Raw genomic sequence first — 20,452 nt, 5'->3', positions numbered from 1 at the left:
TCAGGCGATCATTGCAGACTGTTACTTAAACTTATTGGTATAGGATAATGCATTCTTGTTTGCTTTAAGCCGTGTCCTGCAGCTAAACTTACATCACAAAGTTTTTTGGTACCACGAACCTTGTCCTCACGGTTCAAATTAAGCTACAATTGTATCGGTATTACATTTTTCTTTTTATTCTGCCGCAATTTTTCCGGTATCGTATCTAGTATCGATCTTTTTAAAGAATCGATCAGTCTCTTTTTACAAAATTGCCATGCACGACCAGGCTTACTTCCCGCATCGGCGCCGGGCTTTTAAAATGTCTTACTGCTCTCAATTCAGTTTTGGGCATCTGGAAACTTACTAACTCAGGAATGATCGTGATGCCATCGTTAACATCCACCATTCTTTTTAAAGTTTCAATGCTGCCCGCTTCGTATTCGAAATTAAAAAACTCGCTGCTCTGTTTCTTTAGTTCACACAATGAAAGTATTTGCGACCGAAAGCAATGACTTTCCTCCAACAGCCACAGTTTACTCACATCTATGTCTTTTTGTAAAAGATATTGTTTTTGATACAGACGATTGTTTTTAGAGGCATATACCATCAGTTCCTCGTAAAATAATACCTGCTCAGTAATGCCGTTTTCTTTAATGGGTGTAACCAGTATACCTACGTCTATGCTGCCTTGCTTCAGCATGCTAATGAGAATGTCGGTGGTCTGCTCCTGCACTAAAAGTTTCACTCCGGGGTAGTTTTTAGTAAATGAGGGAACAAACAGGGGAAGCAGGTAGGGTGCGAGCGTGGGGATAATGCCAATACGCAATTGTCCCTTCATCTTACCTTTTTGCGATTCCACTAATGAGGATAACTCATGTGCCGCATTAATAATATTACGTGCATGCTCAATAATTTCAACGCCCGCTGGTGTTGTGGTAATAGGCTGTTTACGGCGATCAAAAATTTTAATTTCAAATTCTTCTTCCAGTTTCTGTATTTGCATGCTTAGCGTAGGCTGCGTAACAAAGCAGGCATCTGCTGCCTTTAAAAAATTCTGATGCTGGTGCACCGCTAATAAATATTCCAGCTGCTGAAGCGTCATCTTTTAATAATTAATATCTATGAATTGTACAAAAGTATCAATTTTTCTTATAATTGATTGATAGGGTTTTTGTGTCTAACTATTACGCTTTGTTTAAAAAACAGATTGTTGGGGCTGGGTTCAGTGCGCCGTTTTTAGCTGTCACCAATATTGGACAGACCGCTGTTAACTTTTTGTTACCTGGGATGTTATAGGAGTAATCAACCATTCGTCCTTAAATAACGGTATTTGTGTATTAGTGGTAACCGGTTATCCCAAAATCCACTATCATTGCAGCGAAGTACAGGTTTCTAATTATAATTTAATGTACTTACCTTTCTCCGGGGACTTAAAAAATGTAGCTTTGTTGATATATGGGCAGGGAAATACTCGAAACTAAAAGGAAAGCTTTAAATATTAATTTAGACGGTCCGGTGTATGGCACTTTTGCCGAAATTGGCGCCGGGCAGGAGGTGGCCAGGAACTTTTTTACAGCAGGTGCCGCTTCCGGAACAGTTGCAAAAACTATGTCGGCTTATGATATGGCGTTCAGCAATGCCATTTATGGTATAGAAGAAAATGGTCGCTATGTGAGTCGCTCTCGTGTGAAGCAAATGTTATCCCATGAGTACGATCTGCTGACGGAACGCCTGCGTGGAGAAAAGTATGACGATAAAACTTTCTTTGCTTTTGCTGATACCGTAACCACGCTTAATTTTGCCCGAAATAATGAACCGCATGGCTGGCTGGGGCTTCGCTTCCAGGTAACTCCGGGAGGCGACCATAATGATATTATCTTCCATGTAAGATTGTTGGATAATGACACGAGTTTGCAGCAAAATGTATTGGGTATACTGGGTGTAAACCTGGTGTATGGAGCCTTTTACTACAATCATGACGTACAGCTCATGGTAGAATCGCTGGTGGACAATCTTTCTTTTGGTTCGGTGGAAATTGATATGATCAGTTTGCGCGGACCGGTATTCAAAAATACCAACGACAGGCTCGTAAACCTATACTTAATAGCCAAAGGGTTTTCCGGCGCAGCTGTTTTTGATCCCAACGGTAATGTAACGCAGGCAAAAGACCTGATGTACAAAAAGGATATAATGATCCTGCGTACCAAATTCCTGCAAAAATCAAAACCCAATTTTGATCTTTTCAATAAAGCCATAGAGCAATTCAAACGCTCTCAGCAAGTACAGGACGATAACCTGGTTGTGCTTATTGAAGTGTTAATGAGCAACCTGCTTGAAGACGACGATCCGCATAATGATAACGACGTAGAAATTTTTGCAAAGAGAGCGGAGGAGCTTTGTGCTACCGGCAATAATGTGATCGTTTCTAACTTTAAAAGAAACAATAAGCTGGCCCAATACCTGGCGCTTTGTAAGCCGCATAATGTAGGCATCTCCACTAATATATCGAACCTGCGTACTATTTTCGATGCAAAAAATTACAGCGACTCTTACACGCAGGAGCTTTTAACTTATGTCAGCGATCTGTTTAGCCGCAATGTAAAACTGTATGCTTATCCTTATCTCAATAAGAAAACCAACGAAGTTGTTACATTAAAGAATATGCCCGTATCTGCGGAGGCTAAGCCTTTGTTCGAATTTCTGGTAGCTAACCATTATATAAAAGATATAGAGGGGTACGACGTAAAAGATGTAAAAGCGGTGTAACAATAAACCCGGTTCGATTTTCTTCTCATCATAGCTTCGGTTTAGGCAAGCTTTAATTTTTAGGCAAAAAATACTTTTTTGAAAAATGATAAAAAAATTAGTATTTTGCACTAAAATAATTAGTCATGTCGGTAGCCAACAAAAATTTAAAGTATTTAAGAAAGCTTCGGGGATGGACGCAGGATGAATTTGCGACTAAATTAAATATTAAACGGTCACTCCTGGGCGCTTACGAAGAAGAGCGTGCTGAACCACGTATTGATGTATTGGAAGTGATCTGCGATATGTTTAAATTAACGCTGGATGAATTACTAAGGAAAGACCTGAGCGTGGAATCTGGGTCTGATAATTACCTGGCGAAGCGGAGAGCTCTGAAGCTGGCTCCTGTAATTACACATATACCTTTTGTACCGGTAAAGGCGGCGGCCGGCTACCTGGCGGGATACGCTGATCATGAATTTGTGGATGAGCTGAATACCTTTACCCTGCCCATGGTTAGTGGCGGAAATTACCGGGCATTTGAAATTCTGGGAGATTCGATGCTGCCAACACCTAGTGGTTCGGTAATTGTAGGTGAAAAGGTAGATGAGCTGGAATCGTTAAGGAACAATACAGCCTGTATATTGGTGTCACGCAACGATGGTATTGTTTATAAACGGGTGCAGAAGAATACAAAAACCAAGCATAAGATCACACTGGTAAGTGATAATCCTACTTTTCAACCCTATACCATCAATTCTGATGAGGTACTGGAAATGTGGCAGGCACAATATGTGATCTCCAAAACCAATGTGGCCCAAAACTGGGATGTAGGCCAATTAGTAAATATTGTAGCCAACCTGCAGCAACAGGTAGATGGAATGAAAAAGAAGATCAATTAGAATGACAATTGAATAAATGGGTATCAGGGGCCTTCCGGCCCCTTTTTCGCGTGGATACTTTTGTATAATTACCGTTTATACCGGTAATGCGCTTGTTTTTGTAATTTATGAACGCTTTTTTATTTAAAAACTAATAATTTAGCCTTATTGCATTTGCGTTTTGATATTGCATGAGAAAGGGATAATCGACCGTTTCGCGGTTATTTTTTAAATAAAATCATAGATGAACAAACATTTAGGTTTAATGGCTGCCGTTATGTTAGCAGGCACTGCCCATGCTCAAAAACTACAGCTTACAGCAGAAGACTATCGGAAAGCAGAACAGTTCCTGGGTTATAATACAACAGCCCTGGTTGATTGGACAAGTCCTTATCCCAACTGGATAGAAGGTGATCAATTCTGGTACAGGAGTGGTGATAAAGTATTATTGGTAGATCCTAAAACAAAGTCTAAGACTGAAACTACAGCCTACGGAAAAGTAGCTGCAGTAGATATGAATCAGCGTAGAAGGCGCGCTGCCAATGAAGTGGTTTCGCCTGATGGTAAAAAAGCAGTATTTATCAGAGACTGGAACCTTTGGGTAAAAGATCTGGATACTAAAAAAGAAACGCAGCTAACAACTGATGGTGTAAAGGACTATGGATATGCAACAGATAATGCAGGCTGGAAGCACAGCGATGCAGCTATCGTTAGCTGGTCCCCGGACTCGAAGAAGGTTGCCACTTTTCAGCAGGATCAGCGAAAGGTAAATGACATGTACCTGGTTACTACCAATGTGGGAGCTCCCAGGTTGGAACAATGGAAATATCCTTTGCCTGGCGATCCATATATTCCTACTATGCGAAGGGTAGTGATTGATGTAGATGCAGCCAAAGTGGTATCGCTGAGTATTCCACCTGATCCGCATCGAGCTACCATGAGTGATGATATTTCCAGCAGCGGAAGTTTGGATGATATCGACTGGTCTCCCGATGCTGGTGAAGTAGCTTTTGTATCGTCTTCAAGAGATCATAAAAATGCCAGAGTGCGCATTGCTAATACGGCAACGGGCCAGGTGCGGGAGGTATTTGAGGAGACCGTCAAAACACAGTTTGAGTCGGGCAGAGGCGCCATTAACTGGCGATACCTTTCTAAAACCAACGAAATAATATGGTACTCCGAACGGGATAACTGGGGACATTTATATTTATACGACAGCAAAACGGGTAACCTCAAACAACAGATCACCAAAGGCGATTGGCTGGTGGGCAAGGTGTTGAGAATAGATGAAAAGAAACGTACTATTTATTTCACCGCTATGGACGTGAAAAAGGCAATCCTTATTTTTCTTATTTCTACAAAATAGGCTTCGATGGCAAAGGCTTAACCCTGCTGACGCCGGAAGCCGGTAACCATACTGTGCATTTGTCGCCCTCCGGCGATCATTTTGTTGATGTGTACTCTCAGCCTGATGTGCCGCCGGTAGCTAATTTCAGGAGTACAAAAGGTTCGTTGATCACCAATTTGGGAAAAGCAGATATCTCACGTTTGCAGGCCAAAGGGTGGAAAGCGCCTTCGCCTGTTGCAGTGAAGGCTGCTGACGGTGTAACAGATATCTACGGATTGGTATTTACGCCAACAAACATGATCCCTGCTAAAAAATACCCTGTTATTGATTATATCTACCCGGGTCCGCAAGGCGGAAGTGTAGGTAGTTGGAGCTTTTCTCCGTCGAGAGGTGATAACCAGGCCTTGGCTGAACTGGGTTTTATCGTTGTTGTGATGGAAGGAACCAGCAATCCTTATCGTTCCAAAAGCTTTCACGATATGAGTTATGGTAATATGGCTGAAAATACTTTACCGGATCAGATCACGGCTATCAGGCAATTGTCAAAAACTTACCCGATTGATACGAGCAAAGTGGGAATATGGGGACATAGCGGCGGCGGCTTTGCCACGGCAGCAGCTTTATTGCGATATCCCGATTTTTTTAAAGTAGGTATTGCTGAATCGGGGAATCATGATAATCGTAATTACGAAGACGATTGGGGGAGCGTTATAATGGGTTAGTTGAAAACAGCGATTATGCTGCGCAGGCCAACCAGGCTTATGCAAAAATCTGAAAGGAAAGCTCATGCTGGTACATGGTATGATGGATGATAATGTACCGCCATATAACACCATGTTAGTGGTGGAAGCTTTGCAGAAAGCGAACAAAGATTTCGACCTGGTGGTTTTTCCCAATGCCCGTCATGGATTTGGTGAGTATTCCAGCTATATGATGCGCGGCGCTGGGACTATTTTGTAAAGCACTTACTGGAAGCTGAGCCGCCTAAAGAGTATTCAATGGGTGCAAAATAATAACGGATTTACTTTACTTCAAGGCCCGCTGGTGTGTAGTCTCCGGCGGGCTTTTATTTTTGTAGCCTGCTTAATGTTTCTCTTGAAACACCCAGGTAATGAGCGATCATCGTTTTAGATACACGTTGAAATAGCTCGGGATATTGTTCCAGCAACAGGTCATATTTTTCTTTTGCAGAATTCTTCATTAAAGAAAGTACTCGTTTCTGTAGTGCCACAAATCCTCCAAAAGCTTTGGTACCATGAAAGCGATACATTACAGGAACGGCTTCACACATACGGCGCTTGTTTTCCAGGCTAAGCTCTAAAACCAAGCAGGGCTCTAGTGCCTGAACACAAAGTTCTCCGCCCGATTGAAGTTTATAAGCCGGGTAATCCGATATCCACCAATTTTCCATGGCAAACTGAATAATATGCTCCCGCTCCATATCATCATACATAAAAGCTTTCAACAAGCCTTTGATCACCAGGTATTCGGCAGTTACCTTTTTACCGCTTTTGATTAAGTAGTCTTTTCTGCGCATCTCCACCAGCTTGAAATAAGGTAGAATAATTTCAAACTCTTCATCAGAAAGGGAATGATCTCCTCTATATGTTTGCGTAAAAAAACAGCATACTCCATTTTGTAAAAATACGAAACCGACGGTGCTGCAAATAATCAAGCCCGAAGGGCTCGCATTATTAACGAACGCCTCATTTATTAGAAGAAATGATCTTGTCTATATATCGACATAAAAAAGCAGCACACTCCATTTTTTTAAATACAAAGTGGATGGCGCCGTAAATGTTGTAATTGTCTGGTCAAAATGCATATGGATAAACATTTCAAGCTCCGGGGCTTGCATTATCAACGAACGCTTCATTTGTTAGAAGAAATGATTTTGTCAGTATGTCTGCATAAAAAAATTACATACGCCATTTTGCAAAAATACGAAACGAACGTTGCTGCAAATAATCAAGCCCGAAGGGCTGGCATCATTACAGAAAAACATGTTCGCAGATATGTTAAAATCCCGAAGGCCCGCCTGGCCGTACGGTCAGGGATGATATTTTACATCATTGGTGTTGCCTAGCGCGAGATGGGGCAGTCATGGTAAAATAAACAATGAAATTAGAGGTAACACCTTGATGCAGCAACTGAAACTACTGCTGTTGTCTATGCGCAATATTGTCAAGCTATTGATGCCTTTGTTAACAAAATTCCGGAATAACTTCTTTTGCTGATATAGCTAAGGCTTCCATGGTTTCGGAAAGATGAGTAGTGTAGCGCTCAGAATAATCCTGTATTCTTTTGGGTGTGGCATTTTTCTCCAGGTCATGAAAATGAAAGCCTTCCAACTGTTTCATTCCGGTAAAAGCATTCATACGATGAAAGCCAAACATTACTCCTTCATCTACGCTTTTCTGTTGAAAGAATTCGCCGGGTAGTGTAAATGCGGTTTCAGGTGCATTCCAGGTGGTGGTTAACATATAGTATCGGCCCTGCAAAGAGCCGCCGGTTCCATAATTAATTTCAGGATTTTCTTTCTTTCTGCCATCACTGTAATAAATGCCCTTGCGATGCCCGGTCGTAAAAACCAGATCCAGGTATTCTTTAAACTTATGGGGCAGGCCAAACCACCATACTGGCGCATGATAGATTACGATATCTGCCCACACAAATTTACCTACTTCCTTTTCCAGGTCGTAAGTGTCGTTGATGTCTGTAGTTTGTACCTCAAAGCCGTTTTTCAAGGTGAAAAAGCTTTTATCCCATTGCACCAATGTCTGGTTGAACTTTCCACCTGAATGTGCAAAATGCTGTCCGCCGTTGATGATAAATATTTTTGTCATGCTTTGTGTTTATTAAAAGCAAAGTTCTTTAAACAACAGCACCGGCACCTGTGAGGTAAGTCACAGGTTTTATTTATCGCACAGGTTCTCTTAAAATAGTTTTGAGTTTTTCGGGAGCCGTCTTCCGGAAATCCGATAGATAGATTTCATGGTGCAGTCCGTTTTTTGCAAATTGATGGATATCCATAAAAGCAGACATGATTTTTAAAGACTCTGGCTCGGTTGAGAACGGACCCACATGTAGCATCTGCACACATTTCCCTTCCTCTAAGGTATGCCATTCAATCTCCGCCGCTTTTTGTATGCCTTTTCGATCAGTCACGATCAATTGGGCCGCTTCCATATCTTTCGCAGTAACAAAATCGGGCATGCGGATCAATAGCCGTATTCCCATTCGCTGCGGGGTACTTCTACCGCAGCACTATTCATCGTTTGCCCGGTAAATCGGGTTTCGTCAAACCACCACTGCCCCTCCAGTTTGGATACTACAAAATCTTTACCTTCATCTTTGCAGGTAAATTTCATCGCATATGCAGTGGAATACATTGCTTCAATATCCTTAGCAAAAGCTTCGCCTGAAGGATCGCCCTTCCCACGGATTGAAATAAATGAAGCAGGTTCAATGTTCACGATTTGGGGTTGCGTGGTAGCTGTGAAATAGCTTTTATATTTTTTGGTAAGATCTAATTTTTCCATCTCGGGTAGGGTGTAAAGTATTTATAATTGATGTTGGTAAGGCCATAGAGTTCCCTGGCCCTGTTGGCAAAACAGTTTCAGGCTTCTTAAAAATTTTTACCAGGTATAAGTGCCAAACATAGTTGTATCGTGATAGCCGGAGCACTAATTAATATTTATTGTCTGATATCGGGCATACAATTAATTTACAGGGAGTGAGCACTATTTTTTAACAGGAATAACTCCTGTTTTGTAAAGGTTAATAGCCTTCCGGACAACCGCGTCGATTTGTTCAGCCGGCAGGTCTTTATTGGGGTCTAGCAACATTATTTTCATGCGCGAGCGGTCTTCCTGTAGTAAAAATGGCTCGTCGAAATGCTTGCCTTCAACGATGCCGATATATGGTTGCCGATATTTTTTATGTGTCCATAAATAGCAAAACATTTTGCCTTTGTAGCAAAAGAAAGGCATGCCATATTTCCAGGCCGGAACAATATCTTTATCCTGGCTTAGAATAAGATGGTGTAAGGCCAGGAAGCAGCTTTTTACTGGCTCCTCCAGCTGATCGTAGTAGTTTTCGGAAGCTTTCATTTTAACGCTACAAAAATATCGACTTCCCCGTTCTCAGGATTATTTGCTTTTGCTCCATATATTTCAAAATCTGCAGTAAAAGCCCTGTCCAATGGGTTGTTCCAAATATTGATCCATTCATTGTATACAGCGCCCTGCGTTAAATTTCCTTTTGCGGTGAAAAGGGTGTAATTGCCTTCGGGAACCGTTTTGCAGGTTAGTCCGTCCGGGACGTTTTCAAGACTATTTACCCGGCAGCCGAGAAGGGTAGTGTAAGGCCTCGTATGGTCTTTTTCATAATCAGTGTAAATGCAATAAAGGTCATTGTCAACTTTGCCGGGGATTTTTGCCGCTATATTCTCTGCCATAAACCTGGCCCAAAGCGCAGGTATGTCCTGCGTAGCCTGTCCGTTTTCATTAGTTGTGCGTACCGATATGCCAATAATCTGGAAGGTACCTCTTGTTTGATTTTTCACTTTTTTGTTTTTTATAATACAAAACTAAACCAGGGAGTGACAACCCTATGTCAGCAGCTTTTAACGTAATTGAACTGGCAGGTATTTTTTTTGCCGTCAATGAGATTATTATTTTAGAATTGTATCAGCAAGTTTTATTACGTGGTTTTGTTGTTCTATGAAATTATTTAAAGACCTGGTGTTGGGGAGATGGTCATTTTGATATTTGCCGATAACCGGTAAGGTAGTTGCGATTTTTAAAGCCAGATGCAGGTCATTGATCGTGCTATTGTTAGTGTCAATCATATGAAGAAGTTGACGGTGTTGGGAGATCTTTTTTATTGTAGACGGATAAACTATTAGCAATAAGCTTCGTTATTTTCTCTCTCAGTACAGAATCTTTAATGTTAGCGCTATGTGTATTTGCCGAATTAAAATAAGCCTGGTTCTTTCGGTCGAATTCAAGAAATGCATGCGTGCTGTCGCCTTGACTTGTATTTAAAGTGTCGATTGCACCCTCTATGTTTTTAGATCAGCGTTTTTATTTACCAATTCACTGTAAAGACTTTCGATCAGGTCCTCATATCCTCTCTTCTTTACTATATCGTAAGAAGTTGTTGTGTTTGTTAAAGCCTGTGGTGTATCATTAGCCGGGCTGTCTTGTCTCGAATTTGATTTGCAGGAAATAAATGAAATAAATGCTATAACGACTGTAAGTGTTTTTATTGTCATGCTGGGTGTTGAATTATTGGTATTAGATATAGTTGATACCGAATGTAAGTCAAAACACGGCAGGAGGAATGCCTGTAAATGTTAATCTTTTAAAAGTGGATTATTTTTGTAAATACCTGTTGGGAACGTTCGCCGGAACATAGCTGATGCCGTAGCGTGCTTTTTGTAAAATCGTTACTACCTCGTATATCTGCGATTCTGTTCGTTGAAACTGTGGCAGCAACCCCATCATCGCATAACTAATCGGGTTTACGGATGGAATGAAAGTTTCCCATTCATAACCTTTACCCCAGATAAGGCCCGGTACGGTTAGAGATAAGTCCGCTCCTGCGGAGATCAGAAATTGCATCATATCTATACAGGCATTGGCATGTTGATTTACCGTATGAAAAACCGGTGTTTGCCCGCCAAACCCGTTTCTATCAATGCCTGCCTTTATATTGACCTCCATTCCATACTTTACCAGGATAGCGGCGCTATGAATGTGATTGTATTCTGCGCAGATATGTAGCAAAGATGCCTCGTGTAGGGGTGTAAATGCGCAACGGAAATTGTATTTCTTATTTAGCAGGGTTTTGTCGCCCTCAAGCAAAAGGCTCAGTTGTACTGCGTCATCCTGCAATACAGCAAGTAAAACCTGGTCTTCGAATTGTAGGCCGAAATCTACAAAAGTCTGCACGCAATCTTTGAACCGGTCGCTTCTCAGGTACATATTGATCAGCTCGTAGAGCAGGGGTTGGCCTTTGTACAGTTGATTGGGATTAACACCGTTTTTGAAACAGGTTCTTATCCCTTCGATGGAATGCGTTTCAAAATCTCCGATTATTTTTTGAAGGTGATCCATGCAATCAGTTAATGGAGTAAAGAATTATTAAGATAAATCTATGTGATCTTGTGCGAATGCCTGACCCGATTGTCAAACCTACATTGTGTTCAATGCTAACTGAAGGTAATAATAAATGATGGATACCGGACCGGGCAAAATTAAAAACGACAGCGGTGTTGCTGTCGTTTTTAAAGATGAACAATTCTGTACCGCTATGGAGATTTTTTTATGGAACAAATTTTTTGAAAATGCTGCAGGCAATATGCCCTCCAAAGCCGAACGTATTGCTAACGGCGATATTCACGGTTTTTGATTGAGCTTTTCCCAGTACAATGTTTAATTGGTCCGCGAACTCCGGTTCTATCTCTGTTGTGTTAATCGTGGGAGGAATGATATTCGTTTCTACTGCTTTTACGGAAGCAATTGCTTCAATGGCCCCCGCCGCACCCAGCAGGTGGCCGGTCATAGATTTGGTAGCACTAATAGATACATCAGGGTTGTGTTCAAAAGTTCTTTGGATGGCTTTTAGCTCGCTTCTGTCGCCCATAGGCGTAGAAGTAGCGTGGGCATTAATGTAGTCAATATCACTAGCTGTGATCTCTGCGTCTTCCATAGCAACCTTCATTCCTAAATAAGCGCCATCTCCTCCGGATGTGTACCTGTAATATGATAGGCATCTGCAGCAAGGCCACCGCCTATAATCTCGGCAATAATAGGGGCATTCCTTTTTAAAGCGCTCTCATAGCTTTCCAACACCAGGGCGCCGGCGCCCTCTCCAGAACAAATCCATCCCTGCTAATATCAAATGGCTTTGAAGCCTGCTGGTAATGTTCATTGTTGGTCGATAAGGCCTTAGAGGCATTAAAGCCGCCAATGGAACTTTCGGTAATAGAGGCTTCAGATCCGCCGGTTATAATCATATCAGCCTTTCCCCAGCGTATATAGTTAAAGGCGTCAATAATGGCCGTATTGCTGGCCGAACAGGCTGCAGCTGTTGTGTAGTTAACCCCTCTTAGTCAATACTTTATTGATATAAGACCTGAAGCAATGTTCATGATCCTTTTGGATATAAAAAACGGGTTAAACCTGGGTACGCCATTGCCTTTATTATATTCGGTCATCTGCTCCTCAAAAGTTGAAACACCGCCATCGCCCGAGGCCCATATTACCCCGATACGATCTTTATTTAACTGGTCGAAATTGATCTGTGCATTTTCCACTGCCTGCTGTGCACTCGCCAGTGCATATTGTGAGAACAGGTCATACTTTCTGGCTTCAGATTTCTCTATATATTGTAAAGGATCAAAATTGACTACCTCGCAGGCAAATTTTGTTTTAAAATGCGTGGTGTCAAATTTACTGATCAGCTTTGCGCCGCTTACGCCATTCACCAATGATTGCCAGTATTCATCTACTGTATTGCCCAGGGGAGTAATTGCTCCCATCCCTGTTATAACTACTCTTTTCATGTATTCTTTTTTTAATGTCCTTTGGATATGACTTCATATCTGTTACTGCGGTACTCAAAAGCGTATGAAGTTTTCCATCAAAAAATGTCTATCTCTTATTTCAACAACCCCTGCCGGATCGTCTTTTTACTAAGCCGAAATCTTTTTCACCGGTCAGCCGGGAAAGTTTTACAATAGCCATCATACTGGCAATAATTAATACCGCCCGGGTTCTTGGTAATTCATCAAAATGAAAAACACCTGCCTGTTTGCCCTCTTTTAAAATGTCTGTAACCCATGCCAGAAATGCATTAGAGAACTCCTTTATTTTTTCCTGTACTTCAGGCTCCAGTGTATTATAGTCGGTAGATAGCGAACCTACTATACAAACCTTATTCTCGTATTTGATGTCGGTATAAATAGAGAAAAAGCGATCCAGTTTCTCTATAGGTGTTCTACCCTGGCTGGCCTGTTTTATTTGCTCCAGGCCTTTAATGTGAAAGTCAATCACCGCAATGCCCAAATCCGTTTTTCGTGGGAAATGGTGGTGGATCGAGGGTTTTTTTATTCCTACAACCCGGGCAATGTCAACAAAGCTAAAAGCATTATACCCCTTATCTCTTATCAGGGCATCAGCGGTATATATGATGTGCTCCCTCGTGGTCATAAATAAATATTTCAGCAAAGGTACAAACCTACCAGTAGGTAGGCAAATTATTTTTATAGGTGTCTGTTCGGGCATTTGTTTAAAAGTTAAAATGCGTAATAGAATTTTTTGAGATAATACAAAAGGTGATCAGCATCTGGTCGGTTGAGTTAAATGATCTTTCAGTGCCAATCAAACTTTTTAAGCTGCTTTTGCTGTAACATTGTATCCATAATGAGTATCCAAATACAAGACAACGAATCGCTGAAGCCGTTTAATACATTTGGTATGAACGTGCAGGCTAAGCATTTTATAAAGGTATCGGACCAGGATCAGGTAAGGCTGGCCTTGCAATGGTCTGCCAGGGAAGGGGTGAAATCATTTGTTCTGGGAGGCGGGAGCAATATTCTCTTTACAAAAGATGTGGATGGCTTAGTAATACAAAATAGTATAAAGGGCATCGAGAAAGTATATGAAGATGAGGACTGCGTGCATGTGAAAGTGGGAGGGGGAGAGGTATGGCACCAGTTGGTGTTATATTGCCTGGCTCATAATTACGCAGGTGTTGAAAACCTGGCGCTGATACCTGGATTGGTGGGCGCTTCACCCATGCAAAATATAGGCGCTTACGGTGTAGAAATAAAAGAGGTTTTTCATGAGCTTACTGCTATCAACCGGTCAACTCTGGAAGAGATACGGTTTTCCAATAAGGATTGCCAATTCGGATACCGGGAAAGTGTTTTCAAGCATAAGTATAAAGATCGGTTCATAATTACCGATGTTACTTACCAGCTTTATAAAAAGCCGGTTTTCAGGATAGAATATGGGGCGATACAACAGGAATTGGAAAAAGCGGTGTGCAGGATCTGTCGATACAGGCTATTGCGAATGCAGTTATTGCTATACGCTCGTCTAAATTACCCGATCCAAAAGAAATTGGTAATGCAGGTAGTTTCTTTAAAAATCCTTCTGTTTCAAAAGAACAATTTGGCGTATTACAATTAAACTTCCCCGGTATCGTAGCCTATGAGAATCCCGATCATACCATGAAGCTGGCAGCAGGTTGGTTGATCGAGCAGGCGGGGTTAAAGGGATTTAGAAAAGGCGATGCCGGTGTACATGCCCGGCAGGCACTGGTTTTGGTGAACTATGGAAGCGCGGTGGCGACGAAATTTTAAACACCTGCAGATTGGTGCAAAATGCTGTATATGAGAAGTTTGGGGTAGAGCTTCACCCAGAGGTTAATATTGTGTAGATAGCTGTAAACAATAAAGTCTTATATTCGCACCCGATTTTCAAAGCCCTCTGCTTATTTATTCAAAAATATTGAACGATGACACGCCTTTTGGCTTTTAGTCTCGCAATAAGCAGGTCTCATACTGAGGCAATGCATGCTGGGCGTTTCATCCGACAAGAAAACGCGGTTATGCCGCAGCTAAAAAATTTACGGATGAAAAAGTATTTTTATTGGGTTTGATGTCAGCTACCCTATGTTTAGGTCTTAACGCGCAAAGATCAGTTTACAACAGGGATGTAAGATTTGGATTTAAGATAGATCCCGTGTTTACCAATTCTTTCCGCGCAGCAGAAAATGATATAGAGCGCAGCGGCAGCGGCTTTGGCGTGAACTACGGTTTGATGGCCGATGTTTTGTTTAGCGATGGTCGTGGCGCTTTTGCTACAGGTTTGGAAGTAGCGCACGCTTCGTCTGAGTTAATTTACAGCACCAGCAGCAGGGGATTAAAAAGGGCTGAGGCCGCAGGAACCGATCAGAATTATAAACTAAAGCTTCAATACCTGCAGATCCCTTTAAGTGTAAAATTAAAAACCAACCAGAATAATGGTTTCAGGTTCTGGGGACAATTTGGTACTTATATGGGTGCATTATTAAAATCAAGAATGGATTATTCTTATGGTTCGGTTTCAGAAAGCAATGTCAATGCAATGAAGAATACGAATAAGGTAAATATGGGACTTTTAGTGGGTGCCGGAGGTGAATACGAGATAGCTCCTAAAACAGATTTATTCTTTGGTATTGGTATGGAAAACGGATTTACAGATATTACCGCTAACAAAGACTGGAAAGATGGTAAAGTAGGACTGAACAGGTGGGCGATCCGTTTGGGAATGTTCTTCTAATCAAACATTATTTAAATGTAAAAGGAGAGATTGCAGGGTTGCAGTCTCTCCTTTTTTATATAAAAGGTACGGATCAGTACATTATTGTTTTACGATAACACCACAACCAACACGCGGACCGGAATTGCCGGTAGGCTGAGTTTTGTAATCATCAGTTCCGCCGTGTACAATAATACCCAGGCCGATTACATTATTTACCGCCTTGTCTGTAATGCTCCATCTGTTGGTAGTTACAGATTTAGTAGCGTGCCCATTGTTGTCCAATTTAATATTGCCAATATCGCCTGAATGGTAAGCCGCAGATCCCCATTCGCCATGATTTTCTTTTGTAGGGTTCCAGTGACCGTGAGCGCCTTCGCCTTTATTGCTGCAATCTCCATGTTCATGAAAATGTACCGCAACATTGCTGTCAGCTCTTGCTTTATCATCAATTACCAGGTCAAGGCGTATTTGTGTGCTGTCTAACTGGTAAAATTGGGCCGTCCCTATTTGCTGTGTGGAATCTGCTGTAGACATCAGGTTGGCTGTAGCTACTAAAGTGCCATCTGCTGAAGGTGCAATAGTACTATCGGTTGCTACAACGGCAGAGTCGCCTCCTGTAGCTTCATCGCTGTTGGTATTGGCTCCCCCGCACGACGCCAGCGCAGCCAGGGCAATCATACCGCTCAATAATAAATGAGAACGTTTCATAATGCTTTTTTAAATTTTAATTAAAGAGGTTTAAACGGATAAAAATAGATAAAAGTTTACTTTTACTGTTGTTATAATTCTTGTATTATCAATAACTATTGTCATTACACAAACATTGAACCAAATATGAGTGAGGTCGAAAACCCGTGGAAGGTAACCGGGAGCAAAAACGTTTATAGTAACCCCTGGATTAGCCTTACCGAGTTTGACGTAATAAACCCGGGCGGTGGAAAGGGAATTTATGGTAAAGTGCATTTTAAAAATGCAGCAGTAGGTGTTATCGCTTTAGATACGGATATGAATACTTACCTGGTGGGACAGTTCAGGTTTGCACTTGATGCCTATAGCTGGGAAATACCAGAAGGTGGATGTCCTGAGGGGGGAGACCTACCTGGAGGCTGCGCAACGAGAATTATTAGAAGAGGCTGGATTGATAGCAGAAAGCTGGACCGAACTGGTGCGTTTTCATCTTTCGAATTCGGTGTCTGATGAGCATGGCATTATATTTTTGGCCAGGGGGTTAAAGGAGGGCCAGGCTATGCCCGAAGAAACAGAGCAGGACCTGCGATCAAAGAAGCTGCCTTTTGGCGAAACGGTAGCCATGGTTAATGACGGGCGTATTACAGATGCCATTTCTATTATGGCGATACAAAAAGTTCAATTGATGTTGCTTTTAAATGAGATTTAAGTCATGTCTAAATTCCGGCAAAACATACCAGCGCCACTGGTGAATGATCCCCGCCTTAAAATGGTGCAAAGGGTAACCCGTTTGATGGATGAGCAATTTTCCGTTGGCGGATTTAAATTTGGATTGGACCCTGTATTAAATCTAATTCCTGTGGCGGGCGATGTGAGCAGCTATATAATTTCCGTTGCTTTGATCATCACCATGGCACAGCATGGAGCTTCGGGACGGGTAGCCATGAAAATGCTGGGTAATGCTAGTTTAGATGCTTTGGTAGGTTCTATTCCCGTTTTGGGGTGGATTTTTGATTTTTCCTACAAGGCTAATACGCGTAACCTCAAACTGCTGACTGAGCATTATACCGAGGGTAAGCACAGAGGAAGCGCGAAGCCTGTTATTGTCAGCATTCTCGTCGTTATGCTGCTGGTGCTGGCCCTGATGGTATTCCTGGTGATAAAGCTATTTCAATGGTTGGAAGCGCTTATAATGTCATAAAGCGGGCATTTCCCCTCAAAGATTAAATATCTATGCACAGGCTGCATTGAATTGTAGTGGCTTTTTAGTTTCTTTGTCGGGTGAAAAATTTCAGGTCGCCGCAAAGGCCCAAAAAAGTTCGTTAATTGTAGGCGCTGCCGCAATTATCGATGCTTTGCAGCATGGCAAAGCTTTAGATAAGATTTATGTGGATGTTAAGTTGGTAGGTGCTGAGTTGTCGGTACTTCGAAAGTTGGCCACCGAACTGGCTGTGCCGCTTAATTATGTGCCTGCTCAAAAGCTGAATACTTTTAATATAGAAGGACATGGTGGTTGCATTGCCCAGATTGCAAAAGTGCAGTACCAGAACCTACAGGATATTATTTCTTTTGTGGTAGACCAGGGGCAAACGCCTTTATTCCTGATTTTGGACGGTATAACGGATATCAGGAATATCGGCGGCATCGCGCGTACGGCCTGGTGCTGTGGAGTGAACGCAATCATTATTCCCGACAAAGGTGTAGGCGCACTCAATGATGACGCTATTCTTACTTCTGCCGGTGCATTGGAAAAAATACCCGTGTGCCGTGTTAACAGCCTGATGAAGGCGGTAGACGAGCTGCACTTGAATGGTGTTACTGTTTTCGCCAGCGAAATGACCGCATCAAAAAACATTGCTGATTGCGATTTTTCGGCTCCTGCCGCTATCGTAATGGGTAGTGAAGAGAAAGGAGTTTACCCGGCACTGCTCAAAATATGCGACGAGCGCATTAGCATTCCCATGAAAAATAATTTTGAAAGCCTGAACGTTTCAGTAGCTACCGGTATGATACTGTACGAAGTAATGAAACAGAGAAGCGCGTAATTACAGGTTCCGGTTGTTTACTTAAATCTGCACATGGTATGGATTTTATGTCGCCTATACATATTCCCAAATTGCCGGAGCCTATTGCTTACGGAAACAAGATATTGTTGATAGGGTCTTGTTTTACGGAGCATATTGGCAATGCTTTAGCAGATTATAAGTTTAATGTGTTGCAAAACCCACACGGGATATTGTTTGAGCCTGCCAGTGTAAGACATAGCCTGGTTTCTTATGTAGAGAACAGGAAGTATACTGAATCGGACTTATTTTACTTGAATGAGGTTTGGAGTTCCTGGCATCATCATTCCCGCTTTTCCGATATGGATAAAGAAAAGGCATTGGAGGGGATGAATCAGTCCGTTGAAAAGGCCCATCATTTTTTAAAGGATTGCGATTGGGTAGTGATCACATTAGGCTCTTCGTTTTCTTATATCCTGTCTTCTAATAATCCGGAGAAGGAGCGTTATGATCTGCATGTGGCCAACTGCCACCGCGCACCTGGACAATGGTTTTATAAAAAACTTTTAGGTATCGAGGAGATCATCGCGGCTATGGATAATACTTATCACCGGCTCAGAACCTTCAATCCTAAAATTAAAATACTATTTACAGTAAGTCCTGTAAGGCATTTGCGGGATGGTGTTACTGAGAATAATCGTAGTAAAGCACGCCTGATTGAGGTAGTGCATCACATGGTAGATAAGTTCCCGGGGTGTATTATTTCCCTGCTTATGAGCTGGTAATAGATGTGTTGCGCGATTATCGCTTTTACGATGTAGATCTGGCGCATCCCAATTACCAGGCTACTGAATTTGTATTGGAGAAATTCACAGAAGCTTGTATCGACGATTTCTCAAAGCCCATTATGAAAGAGTTGAGACAGGTGGCCATTGCCAGGCGGCATAAGGCTTTTCAGCCCAATACGCAGGCTCATCAACAATTTTTAAAAACGCATTATACAAAGGCAAAAGAATTAATGGAGAAGTATGCCTTCCTGGATCTCAAGGAGGAAGCGGAGTATTTCTCTGCCACTCACTAACGGTTTAATTTGAGAGCATCATTGGCGGTTAAACCTCCGTCTGTCCAAAACCATTCTATCTCTTCGTAAACGAAAGAGCATTCCTCATACTCGGCGTACTTGCTTAGCTCAGGGTTTTTGTTATTAGGCATAATGGTTCTGATGCCGACAATCGAGGCGTTTTTTAGTCTGATCGTAAAATGATTGACCTGTGCGCCTTGTCCCCCTGCTGTTCCCATTTTATTGGGCGCGAAAAATTTTAATTCAAAAGAGGTTAACGCTTCATTTTGAATGAGGGCTTGTAACAATGCTGTAGTGCTTTTGTCGAGCTCTTTGGTAATAACCAGTGGTTTGTGTTGACGCCTGCCGGTAGCCTGCCCGGTGGCTGCATCACGCGGCGATAGTATCTCATGGTCAAAGGCAATCACCTCAATCAATCCTTCTTTTCCTTTTTGAATAGTACTGCCCTTAATATTACCTTGTTTGCTTCCGGTAATTTTCAGGTATGCATTTAATGCCATTGGTTTAGATTTTAATGCTAAGTTAATTGCATTAAAAATTACAATCTATACCCTAAACAGGCGACGGTTAGCTTAACTTGGATGATGTGCACGCTATGTCACTTTGGTTGGTATTGGTTGCTTTTTTTGATATTTTCCCTGGAGCCAGTGGCTGAAGGAGTTGACCCGCATAGCTTCCCGGAAATTGCTCTTTGAGCCCGAAACTGTCAGGTTCATGCGGAGGGCAAACATAAGTGCCAAATAACAGGTCCATCAAAGGTGAAATATTAGCATAATTACCCCGGTCTCTTTCTTTGTCGTGATGCCAATGGTGCAATTCGGGAGCGCCTATCAGCATCTTTAATTTTCCGATAGGGAGTCTTACGTTGGAGTGTATGTAAATAGCCCAGATGCCTCTGAATGCCACAATAAGCGCCAAAGCTTCCAGCTCAAACCCAAAAATAAAAGCGGGCAGGTTGATCAGGCCGATGGTGTAAATACTGTCAATGGGGTGCTCTCTGTGTGCTGCCAGCCAGTCGAGCTCTTCGGCGCTATGATGTACTTTATGAAACCGCCAGAGAAAGTCTACTTTATGCTGAAGCCGGTGACCCCAGTAAATAAGCAGGTCGCTCAAAAATAAAACCTCAACAGCCTGTAGCCATATTGGTTGTTGCCGGATCGTTTCTCTGAAAGTGTGAGGAATAACTCCGTCAAGCCAGAAACTAAAATATTGAAGCACCCATAGCACCACGCCGCTCCATAAAAGATACTGCCCTAAAAATAGCATAAGTCTGTTAGCCAGCCCTTCCTGAATGTTTTTTGACCTTGCCTGGCTGGAAAGGCTTTTTCCAGTGGAATAAATACCAGGCAAAGAAATAGCAGGCTTACCGCAGTGCCAAAGATGAGGTTTAAAAAATCCATTGTCTT

At 42.1% G+C, this 20,452-nt stretch carries 29 protein-coding genes and 2 pseudogenes; 14 read left to right on the top strand and 17 right to left on the bottom strand.

Translation table 11 applies throughout. From position 1 onward, the window contains the following. Window positions 1–232: 232 nt before the first annotated feature. A complete protein-coding gene (locus tag MKP07_RS34555) occupies window positions 233–1,084 on the bottom strand; it encodes a hydrogen peroxide-inducible genes activator (protein ID WP_240852573.1) in 852 nt (283 codons plus the stop codon). A gap of 353 nt (window positions 1,085–1,437) precedes the next feature. Between MKP07_RS34555 and MKP07_RS34550 the strand changes: the two genes are divergently transcribed. The 5 genes from MKP07_RS34550 (at window position 1,438) to MKP07_RS40520 (ending at window position 5,916) form a co-directional block, all read left to right on the top strand. Further along, window positions 1,438–2,748, top strand: coding sequence for a hypothetical protein (locus MKP07_RS34550; protein WP_240852572.1), 1,311 nt, complete (start codon window positions 1,438–1,440; stop codon window positions 2,746–2,748). A 125-nt stretch (window positions 2,749–2,873) separates the two neighbouring features. Further along, window positions 2,874–3,629 carry an XRE family transcriptional regulator gene (locus tag MKP07_RS34545; RefSeq protein WP_240852571.1) on the top strand — a complete coding sequence of 252 codons (756 nt, stop codon included), beginning with the start codon at window positions 2,874–2,876 and terminating at the stop codon, window positions 3,627–3,629. Between the two features lie 223 nt (window positions 3,630–3,852). Beyond that, window positions 3,853–4,974 carry a DPP IV N-terminal domain-containing protein gene (locus MKP07_RS40530; RefSeq protein WP_262920141.1) on the top strand — a complete coding sequence of 374 codons (1,122 nt, stop codon included), beginning with the start codon at window positions 3,853–3,855 and terminating at the stop codon, window positions 4,972–4,974. After that, window positions 4,971–5,678: an alpha/beta hydrolase family protein gene (locus MKP07_RS40525; RefSeq protein WP_317236237.1), complete on the top strand. Its 708-nt coding sequence runs from the start codon at window positions 4,971–4,973 to the stop codon at window positions 5,676–5,678. The genes MKP07_RS40530 and MKP07_RS40525 overlap by 4 nt, the downstream gene beginning before the upstream one ends. 64 nt (window positions 5,679–5,742) lie before the next feature. Beyond that, complete coding sequence (locus tag MKP07_RS40520) at window positions 5,743–5,916, top strand: S9 family peptidase (RefSeq protein ID WP_262920140.1); 174 nt, start codon at window positions 5,743–5,745, stop codon at window positions 5,914–5,916. Window positions 5,917–6,022: 106 nt separating this feature from the next. Here the strand turns inward: MKP07_RS40520 and MKP07_RS34535 are convergent, their stop codons facing one another. Then, complete coding sequence (locus MKP07_RS34535; protein WP_240852570.1) at window positions 6,023–6,493, bottom strand: Crp/Fnr family transcriptional regulator; 471 nt, start codon at window positions 6,491–6,493, stop codon at window positions 6,023–6,025. 288 nt (window positions 6,494–6,781) lie between these two features. On the opposite strand from MKP07_RS34535, the gene MKP07_RS34530 reads away from it, so the two are divergent. Further along, window positions 6,782–7,042, top strand: coding sequence for a hypothetical protein (locus MKP07_RS34530; RefSeq protein WP_240852569.1), 261 nt, complete (start codon window positions 6,782–6,784; stop codon window positions 7,040–7,042). A 118-nt stretch (window positions 7,043–7,160) separates the two neighbouring features. On the opposite strand, the gene MKP07_RS34525 is transcribed toward MKP07_RS34530, so the two are convergent. The 11 genes and pseudogenes from MKP07_RS34525 to MKP07_RS34485 all read right to left on the bottom strand — a co-directional run bounded on the left by MKP07_RS34525 (window position 7,161) and on the right by MKP07_RS34485 (window position 13,193). Beyond that, window positions 7,161–7,802, bottom strand: coding sequence for an NAD(P)H-dependent oxidoreductase (locus tag MKP07_RS34525; RefSeq protein ID WP_240852568.1), 642 nt, complete (start codon window positions 7,800–7,802; stop codon window positions 7,161–7,163). Between the two features lie 73 nt (window positions 7,803–7,875). Further along, window positions 7,876–8,196, bottom strand: coding sequence for a GyrI-like domain-containing protein (locus tag MKP07_RS40515; RefSeq protein WP_262920139.1), 321 nt, complete (start codon window positions 8,194–8,196; stop codon window positions 7,876–7,878). Beyond that, complete coding sequence (locus MKP07_RS40510; RefSeq protein WP_262920138.1) at window positions 8,178–8,498, bottom strand: GyrI-like domain-containing protein; 321 nt, start codon at window positions 8,496–8,498, stop codon at window positions 8,178–8,180. Before MKP07_RS40510 ends, MKP07_RS40515 begins: the two co-directional genes overlap by 19 nt. Before the next feature lie 201 nt (window positions 8,499–8,699). Continuing rightward, window positions 8,700–9,068, bottom strand: a complete 369-nt coding sequence (locus MKP07_RS34515; RefSeq protein WP_240852567.1) for a DUF1801 domain-containing protein — start codon at window positions 9,066–9,068, stop codon at window positions 8,700–8,702. Continuing rightward, window positions 9,065–9,523, bottom strand: coding sequence for a GyrI-like domain-containing protein (locus MKP07_RS34510; protein WP_240852566.1), 459 nt, complete (start codon window positions 9,521–9,523; stop codon window positions 9,065–9,067). Before MKP07_RS34510 ends, MKP07_RS34515 begins: the two co-directional genes overlap by 4 nt. Before the next feature lie 108 nt (window positions 9,524–9,631). Next, entirely contained in the window at window positions 9,632–9,808 is a 177-nt protein-coding gene (locus MKP07_RS34505; RefSeq protein ID WP_240852565.1) for a hypothetical protein, read from the bottom strand. A gap of 213 nt (window positions 9,809–10,021) precedes the next feature. Then, window positions 10,022–10,234 (bottom strand): hypothetical protein, encoded by a 213-nt coding sequence (locus tag MKP07_RS34500; RefSeq protein ID WP_240852564.1) that lies wholly within the window; start codon window positions 10,232–10,234, stop codon window positions 10,022–10,024. Between the two features lie 100 nt (window positions 10,235–10,334). Further along, on the bottom strand, window positions 10,335–11,078 hold the full coding sequence (locus MKP07_RS34495) for a hypothetical protein (protein ID WP_240852563.1): 744 nt from the start codon (window positions 11,076–11,078) through the stop codon (window positions 10,335–10,337). A gap of 208 nt (window positions 11,079–11,286) precedes the next feature. Beyond that, on the bottom strand, window positions 11,287–11,685 hold the full coding sequence (locus tag MKP07_RS41730) for a hypothetical protein (protein WP_317236206.1): 399 nt from the start codon (window positions 11,683–11,685) through the stop codon (window positions 11,287–11,289). Between the two features lie 103 nt (window positions 11,686–11,788). Then, window positions 11,789–12,505, bottom strand: a pseudogene (locus tag MKP07_RS41725) (beta-ketoacyl-[acyl-carrier-protein] synthase family protein). A 124-nt stretch (window positions 12,506–12,629) separates the two neighbouring features. After that, window positions 12,630–13,193, bottom strand: coding sequence for a TetR/AcrR family transcriptional regulator (locus tag MKP07_RS34485; protein ID WP_240852562.1), 564 nt, complete (start codon window positions 13,191–13,193; stop codon window positions 12,630–12,632). A gap of 195 nt (window positions 13,194–13,388) precedes the next feature. Here MKP07_RS34485 and murB point away from each other — a divergent pair, with 195 nt between their 5' ends. The 3 genes from murB to MKP07_RS34470 all read left to right on the top strand — a co-directional run bounded on the left by murB (window position 13,389) and on the right by MKP07_RS34470 (window position 15,293). After that, window positions 13,389–14,159, top strand: a complete 771-nt coding sequence (gene murB, locus MKP07_RS34480; RefSeq protein WP_240852561.1) for a UDP-N-acetylmuramate dehydrogenase — start codon at window positions 13,389–13,391, stop codon at window positions 14,157–14,159. Beyond that, entirely contained in the window at window positions 14,051–14,332 is a 282-nt protein-coding gene (locus MKP07_RS34475) for a hypothetical protein (protein WP_240852776.1), read from the top strand. The genes murB and MKP07_RS34475 overlap by 109 nt, the downstream gene beginning before the upstream one ends. Window positions 14,333–14,630: 298 nt before the next feature. Then, the gene (locus MKP07_RS34470) at window positions 14,631–15,293 is read left to right on the top strand and encodes a porin family protein (RefSeq protein ID WP_240852775.1); all 663 of its coding nucleotides are present in this window, start codon (window positions 14,631–14,633) and stop codon (window positions 15,291–15,293) included. A gap of 81 nt (window positions 15,294–15,374) precedes the next feature. Here the strand turns inward: MKP07_RS34470 and MKP07_RS34465 are convergent, their stop codons facing one another. Beyond that, entirely contained in the window at window positions 15,375–15,983 is a 609-nt protein-coding gene (locus tag MKP07_RS34465) for a superoxide dismutase family protein (protein WP_240852560.1), read from the bottom strand. A gap of 126 nt (window positions 15,984–16,109) precedes the next feature. Between MKP07_RS34465 and MKP07_RS34460 the strand changes: the two genes are divergently transcribed. The 5 genes and pseudogenes from MKP07_RS34460 (at window position 16,110) to MKP07_RS34440 (ending at window position 19,046) form a co-directional block, all read left to right on the top strand. Continuing rightward, window positions 16,110–16,472 (top strand): NUDIX hydrolase, encoded by a 363-nt coding sequence (locus tag MKP07_RS34460; RefSeq protein WP_240852785.1) that lies wholly within the window; start codon window positions 16,110–16,112, stop codon window positions 16,470–16,472. After that, window positions 16,414–16,671, top strand: a complete 258-nt coding sequence (locus MKP07_RS34455) for an NUDIX hydrolase (protein ID WP_394803746.1) — start codon at window positions 16,414–16,416, stop codon at window positions 16,669–16,671. Before MKP07_RS34460 ends, MKP07_RS34455 begins: the two co-directional genes overlap by 59 nt. A 3-nt stretch (window positions 16,672–16,674) precedes the next feature. After that, window positions 16,675–17,163, top strand: coding sequence for a DUF4112 domain-containing protein (locus MKP07_RS34450; protein WP_240852559.1), 489 nt, complete (start codon window positions 16,675–16,677; stop codon window positions 17,161–17,163). 46 nt (window positions 17,164–17,209) lie between these two features. Further along, the gene (rlmB, locus tag MKP07_RS34445; RefSeq protein ID WP_240852558.1) at window positions 17,210–18,007 is read left to right on the top strand and encodes a 23S rRNA (guanosine(2251)-2'-O)-methyltransferase RlmB; all 798 of its coding nucleotides are present in this window, start codon (window positions 17,210–17,212) and stop codon (window positions 18,005–18,007) included. 38 nt (window positions 18,008–18,045) lie between these two features. Continuing rightward, window positions 18,046–19,046: pseudogene (locus MKP07_RS34440) on the top strand (GSCFA domain-containing protein). Here MKP07_RS34440 and tssD read toward each other — a convergent pair. From tssD to MKP07_RS34420, 3 genes are all read right to left on the bottom strand, one after another. Then, window positions 19,043–19,546, bottom strand: coding sequence for a type VI secretion system tube protein TssD (gene tssD, locus MKP07_RS34430; protein WP_240852555.1), 504 nt, complete (start codon window positions 19,544–19,546; stop codon window positions 19,043–19,045). The pseudogene MKP07_RS34440 and the gene tssD overlap by 4 nt on opposite strands. A gap of 67 nt (window positions 19,547–19,613) precedes the next feature. Continuing rightward, window positions 19,614–20,312 carry a sterol desaturase family protein gene (locus MKP07_RS34425; RefSeq protein ID WP_240852554.1) on the bottom strand — a complete coding sequence of 233 codons (699 nt, stop codon included), beginning with the start codon at window positions 20,310–20,312 and terminating at the stop codon, window positions 19,614–19,616. Beyond that, window positions 20,300–20,446: a hypothetical protein gene (locus MKP07_RS34420; protein WP_240852553.1), complete on the bottom strand. Its 147-nt coding sequence runs from the start codon at window positions 20,444–20,446 to the stop codon at window positions 20,300–20,302. The genes MKP07_RS34425 and MKP07_RS34420 overlap by 13 nt, the downstream gene beginning before the upstream one ends. Window positions 20,447–20,452: the final 6 nt, after the last annotated feature.

Origin of the sequence: Paraniabella hibiscisoli (genome assembly GCF_022512515.1) — a bacterium.
Classification (GTDB): domain Bacteria; phylum Bacteroidota; class Bacteroidia; order Chitinophagales; family Chitinophagaceae; genus Niabella; species Niabella hibiscisoli.
The sequence above is the reverse complement of the archived record's forward strand: the minus strand, read 5'-3'. Positions and strand labels throughout refer to the sequence as shown.